Source organism: Flavobacterium ovatum, from assembly GCF_040703125.1.
In the GTDB taxonomy this organism is placed as follows: Bacteria; Bacteroidota; Bacteroidia; order Flavobacteriales; family Flavobacteriaceae; genus Flavobacterium; species Flavobacterium ovatum.
On record NZ_CP160035.1, the window covers coordinates 2,442,003 to 2,459,200 of the forward strand.

The window sequence follows — 17,198 nt, forward strand, 5'->3', positions numbered from 1 at the left end:
TGTGGGGGCGGGCTTTATGCCCCCATAAGATTGAAGCGGATAGCGGGAAATAGCTCCTAAATAAAGCAGTCATCCTTTTGTTAAACAAAATTATCATTTTTTTTGGAACGAAATAGCTATATCTTTGCCGTATTATAAAAATTAATTTATGAGTTTACCTAAATACCTTACTAGCCGAGTATTTTTTGTACAAGCTTTTTTGGCACTTTTGATTATTGTAGTTTTGGGATATTTGTTGATGCATTGGCTGACTTTTACCACGGATCATGGGAATGAGATCACGGTTCCTAATTTGAGTAAGTTGACTGAGGAGCAGGTTGAGGAAAAATTGGACGAATTGGATTTGGCCTATATACTTTTGGATAGTATGGATTATAGAAGTGATTATCCAAAATACAGTGTGGTGCAACAAGATCCATTGCCTGGTGCAAAGGTGAAAGTGGGAAGAAAAGTATATATTAAAATCAATTCTTCAGGGTTTTCATCAGTGAAAATTCCAGATTTAATTGAGAAAACGTATAGAGAAGCGGTACCGACATTGAGAGCTTTGGGTCTTGAGGAAGGAACGATTACCTATATACCGAATTTAGGAAAAGATATGGTGCTGGAAATGCGTTGTAAAGGACGCAATATAAGCCCAGGAGATAAAGTATTGAAGGGTTCTAAGATTGATTTAGTTTTAGGAGACGGAAAAGCGAGTTACGAAGAGAGTATACCAACGGATAGCATAGCTAATCCAACAAGTGAAATGCCAAATGAACAATAATATAGAGTCGGTTGATTTAGAAGAAGAATTATTTGAACACCATCGATTTGAGGTGACTAAAGGTCAGACACCGTTGAGAATTGATAAATATTTGATGGGATTAATCCAAAATGCAACTCGAAATAAAATTCAGATTGCCGCTACGGAAGGAAACATTTTTGCGAATGATATTCCAGTAAAATCCAATTACAAAGTAAAACCATTTGATGTTGTGACGGTGATGTTGACACATCCGCCGTATGAAAATCATGTTTTACCAGAAAATATTCCTTTGAATATTGAATATGAGGATGATGTTTTATTGCTTGTAAACAAAGAACCAGGATTGGTAGTACACCCTGGTCACGGAAATTATACGGGGACTCTTGTGAATGCTTTGGCTTTTCATTTTGAGAATTTGCCGATGAATAGCAGCGAGCGTCCAGGATTAGTACATCGTATTGATAAGGATACTTCTGGTTTGCTTGTTATTGCTAAAACAGAGGCTGCAATGACGCATTTGGCGAAACAATTTGAGGCTAAAACTACCGAAAGAGAATATGTAGCCCTTGTTTGGGGAAATATAGATGAAGAAAGTGGAACAATAGAAGGAAACTTGGCTCGACACTTGAAAGACCGTATGCAAATGGCAGTTTTTGCTGATCCAGAAATAGGTAAACCAGCGATTACACATTACAAAGTGTTGGAACGTTTTGGTTATGTGACTTTGGTTTCTTGTGTTTTGGAAACGGGACGTACGCACCAGATTCGTGCTCATATGAAACACATTGGTCATCCTATTTTTAATGATGAGCGCTATGGTGGTCATTTGATTCTAAAAGGGACTACGTTTACCAAATACAAACAGTTTATTGATAATTGCTTTAAGATATTACCAAGACAAGCCTTACACGCTAAAACCTTAGGGTTTGTTCATCCTACGACGAAAGAACATATGCGTTTTGATACCGAATTACCACAAGATTTTCATGATTGTATTGAAAAGTGGAGAGGGTACTCTAAGTCGCATTCTGTTGATGAGGAAGAATAAATAAAAGAGTTTAATTGTTTAACTGATTAATCGGTTAAACAATTAAACAATTAATCATAAGAATTACCTTTTTAAACTAAAATGTCCTTTGGCTTCTCTGCCGTCTTCTAGTTTTACAGTATACCAATAATCAGAAGTTGGAAGTTGTCTTCCTGTGTAAGTTCCATCCCAACCTTGGTCTAAAGGTTTTAATTGTTTAATGAATTTCCCGTAACGATCATAGATGTATATTATTGAATTGGTATTGAATGTGTTGTCAATTCCTTTAATGTTCCAATAATCATTAAAGCCATCTCCGTTTGGAGTAAAAAACTGAGGAGCACCAATTACATATATTGTTTTAGCGTCAAAGCCGCAATTATTGATGTCTTTTACATATACATTGTATATGCCAGATTCAATGTTATTAAAGGTGTTTTTATCTTGGAATGGACCACTACTTCCGTTTAGGCTGTATTCATATTTTCCTAAGTTGTCGGTTAAGATGATTGTAGCTGAATTTGTTGGACTTAAATCTATAATGTTTATGGACGCTATAGTTGGTGCCTTGGATGGAATAACTTTAAGGGTTCTTGTACTGCTGCATTTAGTAGCTTTTGAAATGACTTCTACAGTGTAATTGCCTTCGATGTTTACATTATTTAGAACAGACGACGTTTCCCCATTTATGATAGTTCCGTCTTTTGACCAAATAAAATCATAGTCTGAATCAGGTGTGCCATCTTGGATTGCTGCATCTAATTGTACCAAAAAACCAGGGTTATCTGAACAAATTAATACATCTTCATTGCCATTTGCATTGGTGTTAATTTTTGGTAATGGTTTTACGGTAAACTGAATACTTCCTGTACTGAAACAAGAAGGATTTATGGTGTTTTCTACTCTTACTGTAATGTTTTGTGTAGTTGTGAGAAATGAAGTTGGCAATGGAGTAGGTATCACGTCTCCATTTTGAGCTAAATATTTGATTGTCATTCCTATTTGTCCACCTAAGATTGTTGATTCAAAAGTAGCTGTGTTAAATGGAAATTGACCATCTTGAGTAAGGGGGCTAATATCATCGTCACAAGCTGTTGTTAAACTTGGATTGATTGGGAATACTTGTGGAATTGAAGTTACAATTATTTTTATAGTTCTTGTTGCGATACAATTTGTTGTTTTTGAGGTTACTTGAACGGAGTAATTTCCAGCTGAAGAAGCATTTAAAGTAGCGTTTGTTTCACCAGAAATTACGGTTCCACCTTTTGACCAAATATAGGTGTAATCCGTAGTTGGTGATCCATCATTTATACCCGCATCAAGTGTGCTAGTGATAACTGTAGAATTTGAGCAAATATAAATATCTTCACTGCCATTACTGTTGGTCTTTATTTTAGGCAAAGGCTTTACAATCAAAGGAAATGTTGTAGTCACAAAACAAGAAGCATTCGAATTACGCTCAATTCTAACAGTGATGTTTTGAGTGTTAGTAATAAAAGGATTGGGTAATGGACTAGTTAGAGAGGCTCCCGCTTGGTCAGTATATTTAATTGTCATTCCTGTTTGTGATCCCAAGAGAGTAGCTTCAAAAGTTGAAGTATCAAAGCTAGCTTTTCCATCTTGAAGTATCGGATCAGTTTCATCGTCACAGGTAGAAGTCAGGTTAGCTGGTATTGGGTTAATTTGAGGAGGAACTCCAATTGTTATTATAATGTTTCTTATTGAAGAACAATTTGTCGTTTTTGAAGTTACTTGAACCGAATAGCTTCCTGCCGATGTTGCATTTAAAGTTGCATTTGTTTCCCCAGTAATAACGGTACTACCTTTTGACCATATATAGGTGTAATCCGTAGTTGGTGTACCATCATTTATTCCTGCATCTAGTGTTGTAGAAAAAACTGTAGAATTAGAACATATTTGAATATCTTCACTACCACCATTATTGGTTTTTATTCTAGGTAATGGTTTTACAATCAAAGGAATTATGGCAGAAGTAAAACATGCTGGATTTGAGGTTTGTTCAATTCTAGCGGTAATGTTTTGGGTTAAGCTTCCAAAAGGATTAGGTAATGGACTAGATAAAGTAGCTCCTGATTGACTAAAGTATTTTATGACCATTCCTGTTTGCGATCCTATAAGAGTAGCATCAAAAGTTGAAGTATCAAAATTAGCTTTTCCATCTTGATTTAACGGATTGGTTTCATCATCACAGATAGTTGTAAGACTAGTAGGGATTGAATAAATTTGTGGCTGAGTTTTTAGGACTTCATAAAATATGGAATAAGTTGTTCCGTTTAACAATAAATTCAATCGGTATTTTTGAATACCCGCGGTGGCAGTTACGGTAAGTTCTCCTGCGGTTGCTCCAGAAATAGGGTCATAATTATTAGTTACTGTATTTAATTGAAACCATTGCAAACTTGAAGTAGCGGTAAATTCAAAAATTGGATAGGAATTCCGGTTTGGAGTATCATTTGGAGCATCATTCCATTTAATTCCACGGTTTTGAAATTCAAATTGGGCATAATCTTCATCGTTAGAACCTCCTATTTCATACAGTTGGAAAGGCGGTGAGTTTCCTGGTGCATCCCGGTAATCATTGGGTTCACCATCACTCCAATTAGCATAAGTCATTGGTGTTCCATCTATCCAATACCATCCTCCTTGGACTGCACTATCGCTAAAATTGCTTGCATTGCCATATTGTTTTAATCCTAGCCAAAAAGCAATACCATCGTCGCCAATAGTACCATTTGTTAGACCTAAACTAGTCAATGCATTATAAACTGCTGTTTCTTCAGTTGTACTATTAATGATGTACATCGATGCTCCCGGAATGGCGTTAATGAGATTGTTGGCGTTTTCCCAAGACATTGTTTCTTTTTTTACATAGTAAGTTGAATTGCCTATTTGGGTGACTTTAGTAAGCTTAAGACCTAAACCGTTAGTGTTTTCAGTACTAAATTGTTCGCTTGATAATAAGTTGTTCCCTGAAAGTTTTACCGTTTCACCAGTGCATATATTACTTGTTTTATCAGCGGTTATTGTGGGGGTTATTTGATAAACAATAGTTTGTAATCGTGAGCCAATAGCAGCAGTAGGAATGGTTTCCAAAAAATATTTTTTACCGCTAATTAATGGAGTTGTGGGAAGAACGATATTGCCGCCTGTAAGTGCATCATACCAAAAAGGAGTTGCGCCAGTGGGTAAACTGATTACTTTTAAGTCAGATACAGTATATATTTTAGTAGCCGAATTCAAATAAGTAAAAGTAGGTTCAACTTTTACATTTTGTGAAAAGCCAAAATGGAAAGAAAGTAGAAAAAGAAAAAAAAATATATTCTTAAAGTTGAATAGTTTCATGATACAATCGGTACGTATTGATATAATTAATTTTGAATAGGAATTGTTACAATCTAATTCTCTAGCAAATTATTTAAAAATTATTTAAAAATATAGCTTTTTTTTATCATATTAAGAGTCTATTTTGTCTTTTTTGCTTAAAAAAGCATTTAAATTGCATTAATTAAATTTATGCAATTAAATTTTTGATAGTTTTATATAGATTTTTTTCGCTCTTAATCAAATAAGTAAGCAAGCGTTTAAAGTGGAGATTGAAGTGTTTTTTCTCCTTTAAACGATTTTAATTTTATAGTTGGGGATATAGTAGTAGGTTTGAGTGTATTTAATAAGAAACTTAATACTGCCGCGGTATGGAAGATATTTTTGATCCAGTTTACAGACAAGGTTATATAGAAGGATATTCACTTGGTTTAAACCCCTTTTATCAACTTAATTATAGTATAAGAAATTGCCAAGCTTTTAATTCTGGTTTTAATTCTGGTAGATCTGATTATGAAAGATTGAATGGTAAAATAGTCAATGGAATTCCAAATCGAATAGTTACTAAGAAAGTTTTGGATGAGTTTCAATTGGCAGGTATGCTTGGTATGAGTATTGACTCAGAAGGGTTTACTGCTTATCAGTTGAATGTTATTGAAGAATGGTATAAAAGTGGAGTTGAAAAGTATGATCTTGACGAAAGCTTATACCTTTTAGCTATTCTAGAGAATAATGGTATTCAAACGATGTAAAAAGTATAGTTTTTCGAAGAAAATCCCCTCAATGCATTTTTTTTTTAGCTTGAGGGGATTTTTTATGTGTAAACCTACTTACTAAAATATTTTATTTCACCTCAGACTTAGGACTTTGATTATAAATTTGGATTTCTTTTTTAGACAATCTTTGTTGCAACCATGAGGTTAATTTTTTTTCAGTTTCCATTTCAAGTCTTTTTTTACTTTTATAAACAAGGACAGGAATTACTTTGAGGCTATCTGTTTCTTCATTAAAACTGAGATTGGCTATTGCAATATTCTCAATAATGGGAAATAAAATTTGAATTTCGGCTAATAATGATTTGTTATTGTAATGGTTGTCTGTGATCTGTTTTTTCAGTTTTAAAATAGCTACATCTTTTTCACTTAACACTGATTTGTTGTAATTTATTTCGTTTAGAATATCACTTTTAAGATCCGTAGTATCCTGCATAATCACTAATTGGGTATTGTTGATTTCGTATAATTTTAGTTTTAGATTCAGTGCTTTAATTTCTTTGTCAGTAAATTTTTTAGTCAGGAAGCCTAGTTCTAGTTTTTTTGGACTTCGATTAAAAAGGGTCTTTTTGTACATAATAGCAATCCCTTTATTGGTAAATTCATTTTCCATAAAAATGTCAACATCGTGTTGGTATTTTTTTTGTTCAAAAAGTAGGTAAGCAAAATAAATACTAGGAAGAATTAAGATGGTTATTAATGTCGATATGATGTACTTGACTTTTTTTTGATTTGTCTCTTCTAGTTGTTTTTTTGTAGGATACTTTAAATATTTGACTATAAAAAATGTTGAAATACAGATAAATACACAATTGATAGTATATAGATAGATTGCTCCAAAGAAGAAGCGATAACTACCTATTGCCAGACCATATCCAGCAGTACAAAGTGGAGGCATAAGTGCCGTTGCAATGGCAACTCCAGGAATTGGATTTCCTTTTTCGACTCTAGTGATTGCAATTGCCCCTACTAATCCTCCTGAAAAAGCGATTATGATATCATAAAAATTGGGCGCAGTCCTAGAAAGTAATTCGGGTTGTGTTTCTTTAAAAGGACTTATGTAAAAATATAAAGTAGACACGAATAACCCTACAACTGTAGCGACTAATAAGTTTTTAAGTGATTTTTTTAATAAGTTGAAATCATACGTTCCTAAACCAAATCCAGCACCTACAATAGGTCCCATTAAGGGAGAAATAAGCATGGCTCCAATAATAACAGCTGTGGAATTAACGTTTAAGCCCACAGAAGCAATTACTATAGCACAAGCCATAATCCAAAGATTTGAACCACCAAATGAAATATTAGATTTTACATTTTCTAATACTTTTTTTCGATCTTCTTCGCCCTGATTAAGGTTTATGAATCTAAGGAAATCACTAATTATTTTTTTCATTATGATTTCTTTTTAACGTTTTTTTAAGTAAGAAGAAGCCAATGATACCTGCAACAAGTGAAGATAATAGAATTACGAATTTAGCATTATTTATAATTTCGGGATTATCAAAAGCAAGTAATGTGATGAAAATAGACATGGTAAAACCAATTCCTCCTAAAAAACCAACTCCTATGATGGTTTTCCAACTTAAATCATCAGGAAGCTTGCAAAGTCCTAATGAAACTGCAATGAAACTAAACAGAGCTATACCTACTGGCTTTCCTACAATTAAACCTAATGCAATTCCAATACTGTAATGTTGCTCTAGTGTTTCTCCTATGTTTGATCCGAGTACAATTGCTGTATTTGCCAATGCAAAAAGAGGAAGTATGAAGAATCCAACAGGCTTGTGTAGAAAGTGTTGTAGTTTGTATGAGATAGAGGTTTTTTCTCCGTGTTGAAATGGGATTACAAATGCCAAAAGAACTCCAGTAATAGTAGCATGTATTCCTGAATTTAACATAAAATACCACATGATGGCTCCTCCAATTAAATAAGGAAGTAGTTTATGAACTTTCATTCTGTTCATAATAAACATTACTAATAAAACAGCTAAAGCAGAAAGTAAGTTAGTCCAAAATATTGTCTTAGTATAAAAAGCAGCTATGACCAAAATTGCTCCCAAATCATCAATAACAGCTAATGCAGTTAAAAATACTTTTAATGATAATGGCACTCTATTACCTAATAAAGAGAGCACTCCAAGAGCAAAAGCAATATCAGTTGCCATAGGAACTCCTGCTCCTCTTTGAGTCAGATCACCATAATTAAACAATAGATATAGTCCAGCAGGGACAAGCATTCCCCCAAAAGCAGCAAAAATAGGAAGTAATGCATCTTTGATATTAGACAATTCTCCTAAGTAAATTTCTCTTTCTAACTCTAGTCCAATTAATAAAAAGAAAATAGCCATTAAACCATCATTAATCCAATATTCAAGACTTTGACCGCCAATTGGAGTTAGCCAAGTATGGTGGTATTGTTCTCCAAAAATTGAATTAGCAAGAATCAATGAAATTAAAGTACAACCTATTAATACAAGACCACTTGACTTTTCGTTTTCAAAAAATTCTTTAAATAAATCGGATTTGTAAATGTTCTTTATGTTTTTTATGCTTTTTCTCATAGGGGTTTGATTTCTAGAAAGTATTCTAATGGGATTATTATTGTTATTTTATAATTTTCTCAAAAATACCTAATTTGATATTAATTCCATAACTAAATCTTAGGATATTATGATGCTTTTAATACATTTTTGCAATATAAAGCAACGAAAACGATTTTTTTCTAATTTTGAGGATCATAGTCTAATTTTTAATAGACATTGAAATTATGTCAAGGTTAATTTTTCTCAATAAAATCTAAGTCGGTATGGAAGGTTTCTTTAAGCTTCCAAAGTGCTATTAGTGCAATAACTGATAATATACTACCTACAACCATTCCAGCATTAAGAATATTTCCATCAAATAAGTCGTCTCTGAAAAATGTGTAAATTAAAATTATCAAAGGTAAAAGTCCACGCACAAAATTTGGGACTGTTGTCGTTACTGTTGCACGAATATTAGTTCCAAATTGTTCTGCGGCAATGGTGATGAATAAAACCCAGTAGCCTACTGAAAATCCCATAGCCAAACAGATGTAATAAAAAGTTTGTACCCTGATTCCGAACGAGTTCAAGAATATAAATACCATTCCCAGGTTTAAAAGTAAAAACAAAAACATGATTTTTTTTCTGCTTTTAAACCATTGACTCAATATTCCACTTCCGATATCTCCAAGTACAAGTCCCGAATAACACCAAGCAATGGCTTGACCTGCAGAAACGGTATCAGCTGCTTGAACATTTAGCGCTTTGGCAAATTCTGGTGAAAAAGTAATTAACACTCCAACTAAAAACCAAATCGGAATTCCGATAAGGATGCATTGAAGGTATTTGAAAAATCTTTTTTTGTTCGAAAATAAAGATAGGAAGTCGCCTTTTTTCTCGTTGCTATCGGCTACTTTTTGGAAAATACCAGATTCATTTAATTTGATTCTCATAAAAAGTAAAAGCACACCTAAAACTCCACCAGCATAATAGCACAAGCGCCAATCTTGAAATATTTGATACACCAAATAAGCTGCAATAGCTCCCGAAACACCAATAGAAGCCACAATCATGGTTCCGTAACCACGCTTTTCTTTCGGTAAGCTTTCTGTAACCAAAGTAATTCCAGCGCCTAATTCGCCTGCCAATCCAATTCCAGCAATTAAGCGCCAAAAAGCGTAACCGTCAACCGTAGTTACCATTCCGTTGGCAATATTTGCTACAGAATAGATTAGTATAGAACCAAAAAGCACCGAAATACGGCCTTTTTTGTCGCCCAAAATTCCCCATAAAATCCCTCCAAACAACATTCCGCCCATTTGCATACTGATAAGGTATTCTCCTTGATTGCGAATTGCATCTCCTACCACACCTAAATCTTTTAGGCTGTCGGTACGCACGATTCCGAATAGGAGTAAATCATAAATATCGACAAAATACCCTAAAGCAGCCACAATAACTGCGGAGTTTAAAATGGAAACAGGTTTGGTTTCGAGAGAAGTAGTGGTGGTCATGTAGTATTTAATTTTTTTTCAAAAATAATATAAATCCATTGGATTGCTATTTTTTATAGGACTATTATAGATTTCAATTAATGTCATGGTTTATTGTTGTTTTCAATTTGTATTTTTGGACTGTTAATTATTTATTTACCATTTCTACCTATGAAAATTGTTATTTCGCCTGCCAAGTCCTTGAATTTTGATAAAGAATTACCAACACCACTTTTTTCTGAATCTAATTTTTTGAAAGAATCACGTCTTGTACATAAAGTTTTGAAAACCAAAAAACCAGAGGATTTGTCTAGTTTGATGAGTATTTCTCAAAAATTAGCCGACTTGAACTGGCAACGAAATCAAGACTGGAAAACGCCTTTTACGACAGAAAATGCGCGTCCTGCGGTTTATACTTTTGATGGGGATGTGTACACTGGATTGGATGCTTATACTATTCCGCTTGAGAAACTGGATGGTTTACAAGATAAATTACGAATATTGTCTGGCTTGTATGGACTATTGAAACCGCTGGATTTAATGCAAGCGTACCGACTAGAAATGGGAACTAAAATGCCGATTGGCGAAAACAAAAATCTTTATGAATTTTGGAAGCTAACAATTACTAAAGCTTTGAATAAAGAGTTGAAAGAGGAGGAGTTGTTTGTGAATTTGGCGAGCAACGAATATTTTTCGGTGGTAGACACCAAAGCGTTAAAAGTGCCTGTAATCACTCCTGATTTTAAGGATTATAAAGATGGAAAGCTAAAAATAATTAGCTTTTTTGCCAAAAAAGCTAGGGGAATGATGGTTCGGTATATTATAGATACCAATGCAGAAACGATAGATGATTTAAAAGGATTTAATTATGATGGTTATCAATTTGATGCCAATCTGTCCAAAGGGAATCATTTGGTTTTTACGAGATAAAGAAAACGCTGTATTTAGAAATGCAGCGTTTTTTTTGGGTTTTCAATCTACGTCAGTTCTAGTGCTTTTATGTTCAAATGTGATAGCTTTTGGACGTAAAAGTGTATCGAGAACTTTTCTAGAAATAAGACGACTTCTCGATACATTTTTATTCCGCTAGGCTTCATAAAAACACTCGAAGTGACGGTGGAAATAAGTACTTCTGGATTTATTTTATTTCGCTGCGTTAAATTAAAGTGCTCGAAGGAACTGTCAACAAAAAAATATTATATTGCTGTATCGAATGTTGCGTGAAGGATCGCAGCGGCATCCTTTTTTGGGGCTTTTTCTGCCCCAAAAAAGATATAGCGTAGAGCCTGACCCGCAGTTTTTACGGAGGGGCACGCCCAAATTAAACTTTTAGTGCATGGCATCAGCTGGATTGATTTTGCTTTTTCCAGGTCTAACCAATAGTATTATCGGAATACAGAGTAAAAATAATATTCCGAGATAGAGGAATATATCCATGTAGGCGAGTACGGTGCTTTGTTTCATCACCGAGAAATCGATGGCTTTGTAAGCTTTATTTAGGGCTTCGTTGGCCGAAAACCCTTTGGACATAAAACCGCTTTGCAATTGTTGTAAACGCTGTTGTACTTCAAATTTACTTCCGTCTAAATGGGATACCAAATCCACTCGGTGTTTTTGACTGAAACGGGTGATAAACGTAGTAATAATGGCGATACCAAAAGAACCTCCCAATTGTCTCATCATTCCGGTAAAAGCAGCTCCTTCGCCAATTCCTTTACCCGAAAGAGTAGAGAGCGACATGGTGGTAATGGGTACAAAAAGTAATCCTAAACCAACTCCTCTAAGGATTAAAGGCCAGTACAAATGCTCAACGCCTGTATCTGGCGTCATGACATTGTGCATCATTAAAGTGAAGATGAAAAAGGTTAAAAAACCGGCAGCAACCATATAAGTTTGCGGTATTCCTTTTTGAATCATTCTACCCACAATGGGCATCATGAAGGCTGTGGTGATGGAACCTGGAATCAATAATAATCCGGCATCTAATGCTGTCCATCCTAAAACGGATTGTGTGTAAATGGGGATAATTAATGTTGAGCCATACAAACCAAAACCTAAAATAAAACTCATTATGGTTCCAATACGCAGGTTTCCATCTTTCAGAACGCTAAGGTTTACAATTGGATATTTGTATGTCATTTGTCTCCAAATAAACAATACAAGACCAAATACAGATATGGTACTCAATGTTACAATTAAGCCGTTATTGAACCAATCGTCTTGCTGACCGTGTTCCAAAACAAATTGTAACGAACCAATAAACGAGGCCAAAAGAACAATACCAATCCAATCTACTTGGTTTGATTTTAGTTTTTCGCCGTATTTAGGGCTTCTCACAAAGCTTAAAGTCAATAAAGTTGCGATAATTCCCAAGGGAATATTGATGTAAAAAATATAAGGCCATGAAAAACGGTCTACCAAATACCCACCTAATGGCGGTCCTAATGTTGGTCCTACGATAACTCCCATTCCGTAAATAGCTTGCGCCATTCCACGTTTTGCAACGGGGTAACTCTCTGTAATAATGGTTTGAGCCGTTACTAATAATGCTCCACCACCAAGGCCTTGAATGAATCTAAACGCTACTAGTTCCCATATATTAGTTGCGTTTCCGCATAAAAAGGAGGCCACCGTAAAAATCACAATCGATACGGCAAAGTAGTTGCGACGTCCAAATTGTTGCGATAACCAGCTCGTCATTGGAATAATGATTACGTTTGCGATGGCATAAGCCGTAATTACCCAAGCCACATCGGTCAAAGTGGCACCTAGACTTCCTCGCATGTTGGTCAGGGCTACGTTTACAATGGTGGTGTCTACAATTTCTAATAAGGCACAGAGCACCGCAGTTATCGTGATGATAACGCGTCTAAATCCGTATTCTACTAAATCGTCTTGTCCTTGTTTCATTTGTATAGAGGAAGGGTTTTTAATTTGGTTTTACCGTTGATTTTGTGAAAGGTTTTTAAACATGCATCATTTTAAACCATTAAGAGATTAAGAAAATTTAGTGCTGTATTGACTTAATGAAACTTAATATCTTAATGGTGAACTTTAGATGATGTCTGTTTTAATTAGGTACCAGTAAAACCTTTAGTTTAAATGTACGTCCACATCTACATTCATTCCGGGGCGTAAAAGTTTTATTTTATCGGCATCGTTGTCTTTGTCAATGCTGATTTTTACTGGCAATCTTTGAATTGTTTTTACAAAATTCCCTGTAGCATTATCTGGAGGCAAAATTGAGAAACGAGAACCTGTTGCTGGCGAAAATGATGTTACCGTAGCATTAAATTCATAATCAGGATAAGCATCCACTTTCAGTGTTACTTTTTGTCCTGCAATCATTTTGTTCAACTGCGTTTCTTTGAAATTAGCAATTACCCAAGCTTCATTGTTGTTGATAATGTAGAACAGTGATTGTCCTGGTTGTACCAATTGCCCTGGTTGAATATCAATTTTTGATACTTGCCCGTCGATTGCCGCCGTAATCACTGTATAGGTTAAATTCAATTGAGCTGATTCTAATATTGCTTTTGCTCTTTTGATATTGGCAGCAGCCACATCTGTTTGTTTGTCGGATACTTTTGATTTGGCTTGAATTACTGTTTTCTGAAAAGAAGACGCTTTTTGTTGTTGTTCCAAAATGCGAATTTGATTTTCAGCCTCTTGTTTAGCTGCTAGTGACTGTTCGTACTGTTGTTTGGTAATGGTATGACTTTGGTACAAATTGCTGTAACGGTTAAAATCATTGGTTGCCAAACCTAATTTTATTTTGGCAGATTGGATGTTTCCAAAAGCCGATTTTACATTGGCGTCAGAAACGGAAACACTTGCCAAAACACTTCCAATATCAGCTTTCGAAACTTCAAAATTTCCTTCGGCACTTGCTAAATTAGCGATTGCTTCGTCTATTTTTAAACGGTATTCTTTGGAATCAATAGTGAACAAAGTATCTCCTTTTTTTACAAAATCATTGTCTTTGATATATACTTTACTCACATAACCAGAAACTCTTGGGATGATTGGATTCATGTTTTTCTCAATTTGAGCATCATCAGTTTCTTCGTGTGAAAGGGAGTGCATGTATTTGAAAGTTCCGTAAGTAACGCCTAGGATTACTAATGCAGAAATGATTACTATGAATTTTTTATTGGTGGTTTTCTTTTCCATTATGATTATATTTTTGAAAGATTGAAAGTTTGGTTTAATTGTCCTGAGGCCGAAAGCAAAGCATAATATTTTTGAATGCTATTGGCTCTAGTTAAAGTTTGATTGATTTTGGAGGCAAGTTGCTCCACATCTGCTTCTAGTAAATCGTTGGTGTCTGCTAGACCATTATCGTATTTATCTTTGATGATTCTGTAGTTCTCTGTCGCTTGACCAACAGCTTCTTTGTACACTTGCTCTTGTTTAAGAGAAAGTTCATAACCTTCTATAGCACGTTTTACTTCGATTTTAATATAATCGGTCAGCATTTCTTCATGGCTTTTTAATTCTTGTGCTTGACTTTTGGCCAATTTTACAGCCGTTCCATTTTTCAAAATACCACTTAGGTCATACGATAAACCCACGCCAAAATTCATGGCGTTTTGTACCGTAATCACATTTTTTAAATCAAGAGTTGTGTATCCACCCACAAGAGATAAAGAAGGGAAGTAGCCACTTTTTGCTACTTCAATATTGTCCAGACTTGCTTTTTGCTGGAGTTGAATCGCTTCTAAGTCTTTTCTACTCGTTAAGGCAGTTTGTTCGCTCGTTGGAATTCCGTTCATTTCAAAATTAGCAAAATCACTTTCTTTTACTTGTATCACTGTTTTCGGGTCTAATTTTAAGAAATTCGTAAGCTCATAATTTATCGTGTTCAAATCACTCGTTGCGCTATCAAGGGATAATTGCAGTTTAGAAACTTGCAATTGTGATTTCAGTAAATCATTACGAGGTATAATTCCGTTTTTTTCTAGCTGAATAAAATCGGTTACCCTTTGTTGTGCACTTTTTTTGTTTTCAGTGATTAAGTCAATTGTTTTTTGCGCTTTATATAAGTGAGCGTAGAAATCAATCACTTTCATAGCGACTTCTTCTTTGGTTTGCAAAGCGTTTGCAGTTTCGGCTTCGTATAAATGATTAGACGATTTGATGCTGTTTTTTAGCTTAAAACCATTAAAAACAGGAAAAGACGCAGTTACTTGACCCAACATTAATTGGTCAACGGCTGGTGTCGATTCGCTACTTGAAGAGCTACTACCCGTTTTTAGATTTACTTTTGCATTGGCCAAACGTTGATATTGTCCAGATACTTTTAAATCGGGATAAGCATGATTTTTTATCGATTGTACTTCCAGTGATTTGCTTAAAACTTTAGCGTCTGCCAATGAAACTTCGTTGCTTTTTGTCCAAGCTAAATGAATCGCTTCTTCGAGCTTTAAACTCGTTTTTACCTGCGCTTTCAGGCTAGGAATCAGGAATAATGAAATCCCTAAAACTAGGTAGGTATTAATTTTCATAGATAAGAAGTGCTTTAATAGTTTGTTGTATGTGTTGCGTTAGGCTTGTAGTGATATAGTCCTCAAACGCTTTTTCAGTTTTTAGATTTAGTAAGTTTTGGAAATAATCTTTATTCATATAAAAATGAAAAAATGTCCCCAAAATTGTGGGTGTAATCAGGGGGATAATAATGTCTTTTCTGAAGATGCCTTTGCTTTGTCCTTCCTCAATTATTGCAGTAAGTGAGATGAGATTTTTCATCCTTATATCATCCAATACTTGCATTTTTAAATCAGTCTTACTACTTGTAACTTCAAAATGTAAAATTCTATAGATTCCTTTGTTACAGTTGATTTTATTGATGTACAAGGCAATCATTCTGTTTATTTTTTCCATTGGTTCTATTGTCTCAATGGAAATGTTTTCAATCTCAAATCCTAAATCTTTTGTTCGGTAGTAAACCAAAGCTTGTAGTAATTTTTCTTTAGAACCAAAGTAATAGGACACCATGGCGACATTTATTTTGGCTTCCTTGGCAATAGTCCTTATAGAAGTCCCTTCAAACCCTTTATCACCAAATAAATTTTCGGCTACTTGTAGTATTTCGATTTGTTTTTCGTTAAAATCTGCTTTCATACTCACGATAGATTTTTTATTCGAGTACAAAATTAAACAACCGTTTAAATTAAACAGTTGTTTAGTTTTTATTTAACAAAGTATTAACGAAGTAAGAGCTGTAATTAGGAACAGGAAATCACGGTTTTATGAACTTTTAGTCTCATTATTTACAATGTCTTTTTAATACTTTTATAGTAGTAAAAATGGCACTTTACTCCTGTTAGAGTTAGAATGTAATACTTAAGTGCTGTTGTAACTATTATACAAAAAAAGGAAGTTTTAATTATGAAAAAAGTATTTTCATTTCACCAATATAAATACCTATATTTGTGTAAGTGTGCTAATAAATTAATAGATAAGTTGAACAATAAATTAGGTAAACAAGATTTGGAAATATTGATTTCCACAATGGATAGAAATTCCCTAGATTTTTTAATTCCAATGTTTCCTTTTTGTCATTTTTCTGAATTCTCATTACTAATTGTTAATCAAACAAAAGGAAATAATACATTAATTTCTGAATTTCCCAATGTTAGAGTGATCAACTCGTATGAAAAAGGCATATCTAAAAGTAGAAATTTAGCTATTAGAAATGCTTCAAAAAAGATTTGTTTAATTGCCGATGATGATGTTGTTTATTTCCTAAACTTCGAAAAAGGAATCATTGTTGCTTTCAATCAGAATCCAGAAGCTTCTATAATTACATTTAATCATCAACGAATTGGACTGCAAAAACCTCATAAAAATTCTAAAATTGAATATGAACATTCTAATAAAAGTGTTTATGAAGTAATTGCTATTGAAATAGCATTCAGGTTAAATGTTATAAAAGATAAAAAAATATTCGTCGATGAATATTTTGGGTTAGGATCTTATTTTGAAACGGCCGAAGAATATTTGTTTTTGCGAGATGCAATTAAATTAAGGCTGATTGTACTATTTAGTCCATTTGTCATCGTTTCTCATCCTTTATTATCCTCGGGAGAAAATTATGGGTCGGATAAAATTTTATTTGCTCGAGCTGCTTTATTCTATAAAATAAAAGCTAATTTAGTTTACATTTGGCTGCTTAAATATGTGTTTTTTCTTGCAAGAAAAAACTATATTAATTGGAACGAATGTATAAAAAAATATAAAATAGGTTTGTCTGGAATTCAAAAATATAAAGAACTCGTAAAATTATAG

Annotated in this window: 13 protein-coding genes; 5 read left to right on the forward strand and 8 right to left on the reverse strand. The window is 34.1% G+C overall.

Features of this window, described 5'->3' with window-relative positions; genetic code table 11:
- The first annotated feature begins 148 nt into the window (after positions 1 to 148).
- Positions 149 to 766, forward strand: a complete 618-nt coding sequence (locus ABZP37_RS10335) for a PASTA domain-containing protein (RefSeq protein ID WP_366182766.1) — start codon at positions 149 to 151, stop codon at positions 764 to 766.
- Complete coding sequence (locus ABZP37_RS10340) at positions 756 to 1,796, forward strand: RluA family pseudouridine synthase (protein WP_366182767.1); 1,041 nt, start codon at positions 756 to 758, stop codon at positions 1,794 to 1,796. The genes ABZP37_RS10335 and ABZP37_RS10340 overlap by 11 nt, the downstream gene beginning before the upstream one ends.
- 63 nt (positions 1,797 to 1,859) lie before the next feature.
- Here ABZP37_RS10340 and ABZP37_RS10345 read toward each other — a convergent pair whose 3' ends face one another.
- Complete coding sequence (locus ABZP37_RS10345) at positions 1,860 to 5,138, reverse strand: T9SS type B sorting domain-containing protein (protein WP_366182769.1); 3,279 nt, start codon at positions 5,136 to 5,138, stop codon at positions 1,860 to 1,862.
- A gap of 350 nt (positions 5,139 to 5,488) precedes the next feature.
- Here ABZP37_RS10345 and ABZP37_RS10350 point away from each other — a divergent pair, with 350 nt between their 5' ends.
- The gene (locus ABZP37_RS10350; RefSeq protein ID WP_366182771.1) at positions 5,489 to 5,869 is read left to right on the forward strand and encodes a hypothetical protein; all 381 of its coding nucleotides are present in this window, start codon (positions 5,489 to 5,491) and stop codon (positions 5,867 to 5,869) included.
- A gap of 91 nt (positions 5,870 to 5,960) precedes the next feature.
- On the opposite strand, the gene ABZP37_RS10355 is transcribed toward ABZP37_RS10350, so the two are convergent.
- From ABZP37_RS10355 to ABZP37_RS10365, 3 genes are all read right to left on the reverse strand, one after another.
- Complete coding sequence (locus tag ABZP37_RS10355) at positions 5,961 to 7,286, reverse strand: TIGR00341 family protein (RefSeq protein WP_366182772.1); 1,326 nt, start codon at positions 7,284 to 7,286, stop codon at positions 5,961 to 5,963.
- Positions 7,270 to 8,454, reverse strand: coding sequence for a Na+/H+ antiporter NhaA (nhaA, locus tag ABZP37_RS10360; protein ID WP_366182774.1), 1,185 nt, complete (start codon positions 8,452 to 8,454; stop codon positions 7,270 to 7,272). The genes ABZP37_RS10355 and nhaA overlap by 17 nt, the downstream gene beginning before the upstream one ends.
- Before the next feature lie 215 nt (positions 8,455 to 8,669).
- Positions 8,670 to 9,929, reverse strand: a complete 1,260-nt coding sequence (locus tag ABZP37_RS10365; RefSeq protein ID WP_366182776.1) for an MFS transporter — start codon at positions 9,927 to 9,929, stop codon at positions 8,670 to 8,672.
- A gap of 150 nt (positions 9,930 to 10,079) precedes the next feature.
- Here ABZP37_RS10365 and yaaA point away from each other — a divergent pair, with 150 nt between their 5' ends.
- Positions 10,080 to 10,838, forward strand: a complete 759-nt coding sequence (yaaA, locus tag ABZP37_RS10370; RefSeq protein ID WP_366182778.1) for a peroxide stress protein YaaA — start codon at positions 10,080 to 10,082, stop codon at positions 10,836 to 10,838.
- 399 nt (positions 10,839 to 11,237) lie between these two features.
- Here the strand turns inward: yaaA and ABZP37_RS10375 are convergent, their stop codons facing one another.
- From ABZP37_RS10375 to ABZP37_RS10390, 4 genes are all read right to left on the reverse strand, one after another.
- Positions 11,238 to 12,818, reverse strand: a complete 1,581-nt coding sequence (locus ABZP37_RS10375) for an MDR family MFS transporter (protein WP_366182779.1) — start codon at positions 12,816 to 12,818, stop codon at positions 11,238 to 11,240.
- A 183-nt stretch (positions 12,819 to 13,001) separates the two neighbouring features.
- On the reverse strand, positions 13,002 to 14,081 hold the full coding sequence (locus ABZP37_RS10380; protein WP_366182781.1) for an HlyD family secretion protein: 1,080 nt from the start codon (positions 14,079 to 14,081) through the stop codon (positions 13,002 to 13,004).
- 5 nt (positions 14,082 to 14,086) lie between these two features.
- A complete protein-coding gene (locus ABZP37_RS10385) occupies positions 14,087 to 15,415 on the reverse strand; it encodes a TolC family protein (RefSeq protein WP_366182783.1) in 1,329 nt (442 codons plus the stop codon).
- Complete coding sequence (locus ABZP37_RS10390; protein ID WP_366182785.1) at positions 15,405 to 16,031, reverse strand: TetR family transcriptional regulator; 627 nt, start codon at positions 16,029 to 16,031, stop codon at positions 15,405 to 15,407. The genes ABZP37_RS10385 and ABZP37_RS10390 overlap by 11 nt, the downstream gene beginning before the upstream one ends.
- 267 nt (positions 16,032 to 16,298) lie before the next feature.
- Here ABZP37_RS10390 and ABZP37_RS10395 point away from each other — a divergent pair, with 267 nt between their 5' ends.
- The gene (locus tag ABZP37_RS10395) at positions 16,299 to 17,198 is read left to right on the forward strand and encodes a glycosyltransferase family A protein (protein WP_366182787.1); all 900 of its coding nucleotides are present in this window, start codon (positions 16,299 to 16,301) and stop codon (positions 17,196 to 17,198) included.

Bases quoted from the DNA above. Each gene is read 5' to 3' on its own strand.
- ABZP37_RS10390 (WP_366182785.1), bottom strand. From the start codon at position 16,031: ATGAAAGCAGATTTTAACGAAAAACAAATCGAAATACTACAAGTAGCC.
- ABZP37_RS10375 (WP_366182779.1), bottom strand. From the start codon at position 12,818: ATGAAACAAGGACAAGACGATTTAGTAGAATACGGATTTAGACGCGTT.
- ABZP37_RS10355 (WP_366182772.1), bottom strand. From the start codon at position 7,286: ATGAAAAAAATAATTAGTGATTTCCTTAGATTCATAAACCTTAATCAG.
- ABZP37_RS10345 (WP_366182769.1), bottom strand. From the start codon at position 5,138: ATGAAACTATTCAACTTTAAGAATATATTTTTTTTTCTTTTTCTACTT.
- ABZP37_RS10365 (WP_366182776.1), bottom strand. From the start codon at position 9,929: ATGACCACCACTACTTCTCTCGAAACCAAACCTGTTTCCATTTTAAAC.
- nhaA (WP_366182774.1), bottom strand. From the start codon at position 8,454: ATGAGAAAAAGCATAAAAAACATAAAGAACATTTACAAATCCGATTTA.
- ABZP37_RS10335 (WP_366182766.1), top strand. From the start codon at position 149: ATGAGTTTACCTAAATACCTTACTAGCCGAGTATTTTTTGTACAAGCT.
- ABZP37_RS10340 (WP_366182767.1), top strand. From the start codon at position 756: ATGAACAATAATATAGAGTCGGTTGATTTAGAAGAAGAATTATTTGAA.
- ABZP37_RS10380 (WP_366182781.1), bottom strand. From the start codon at position 14,081: ATGGAAAAGAAAACCACCAATAAAAAATTCATAGTAATCATTTCTGCA.
- ABZP37_RS10385 (WP_366182783.1), bottom strand. From the start codon at position 15,415: ATGAAAATTAATACCTACCTAGTTTTAGGGATTTCATTATTCCTGATT.
- yaaA (WP_366182778.1), top strand. From the start codon at position 10,080: ATGAAAATTGTTATTTCGCCTGCCAAGTCCTTGAATTTTGATAAAGAA.
- ABZP37_RS10395 (WP_366182787.1), top strand. From the start codon at position 16,299: ATGAAAAAAGTATTTTCATTTCACCAATATAAATACCTATATTTGTGT.
- ABZP37_RS10350 (WP_366182771.1), top strand. From the start codon at position 5,489: ATGGAAGATATTTTTGATCCAGTTTACAGACAAGGTTATATAGAAGGA.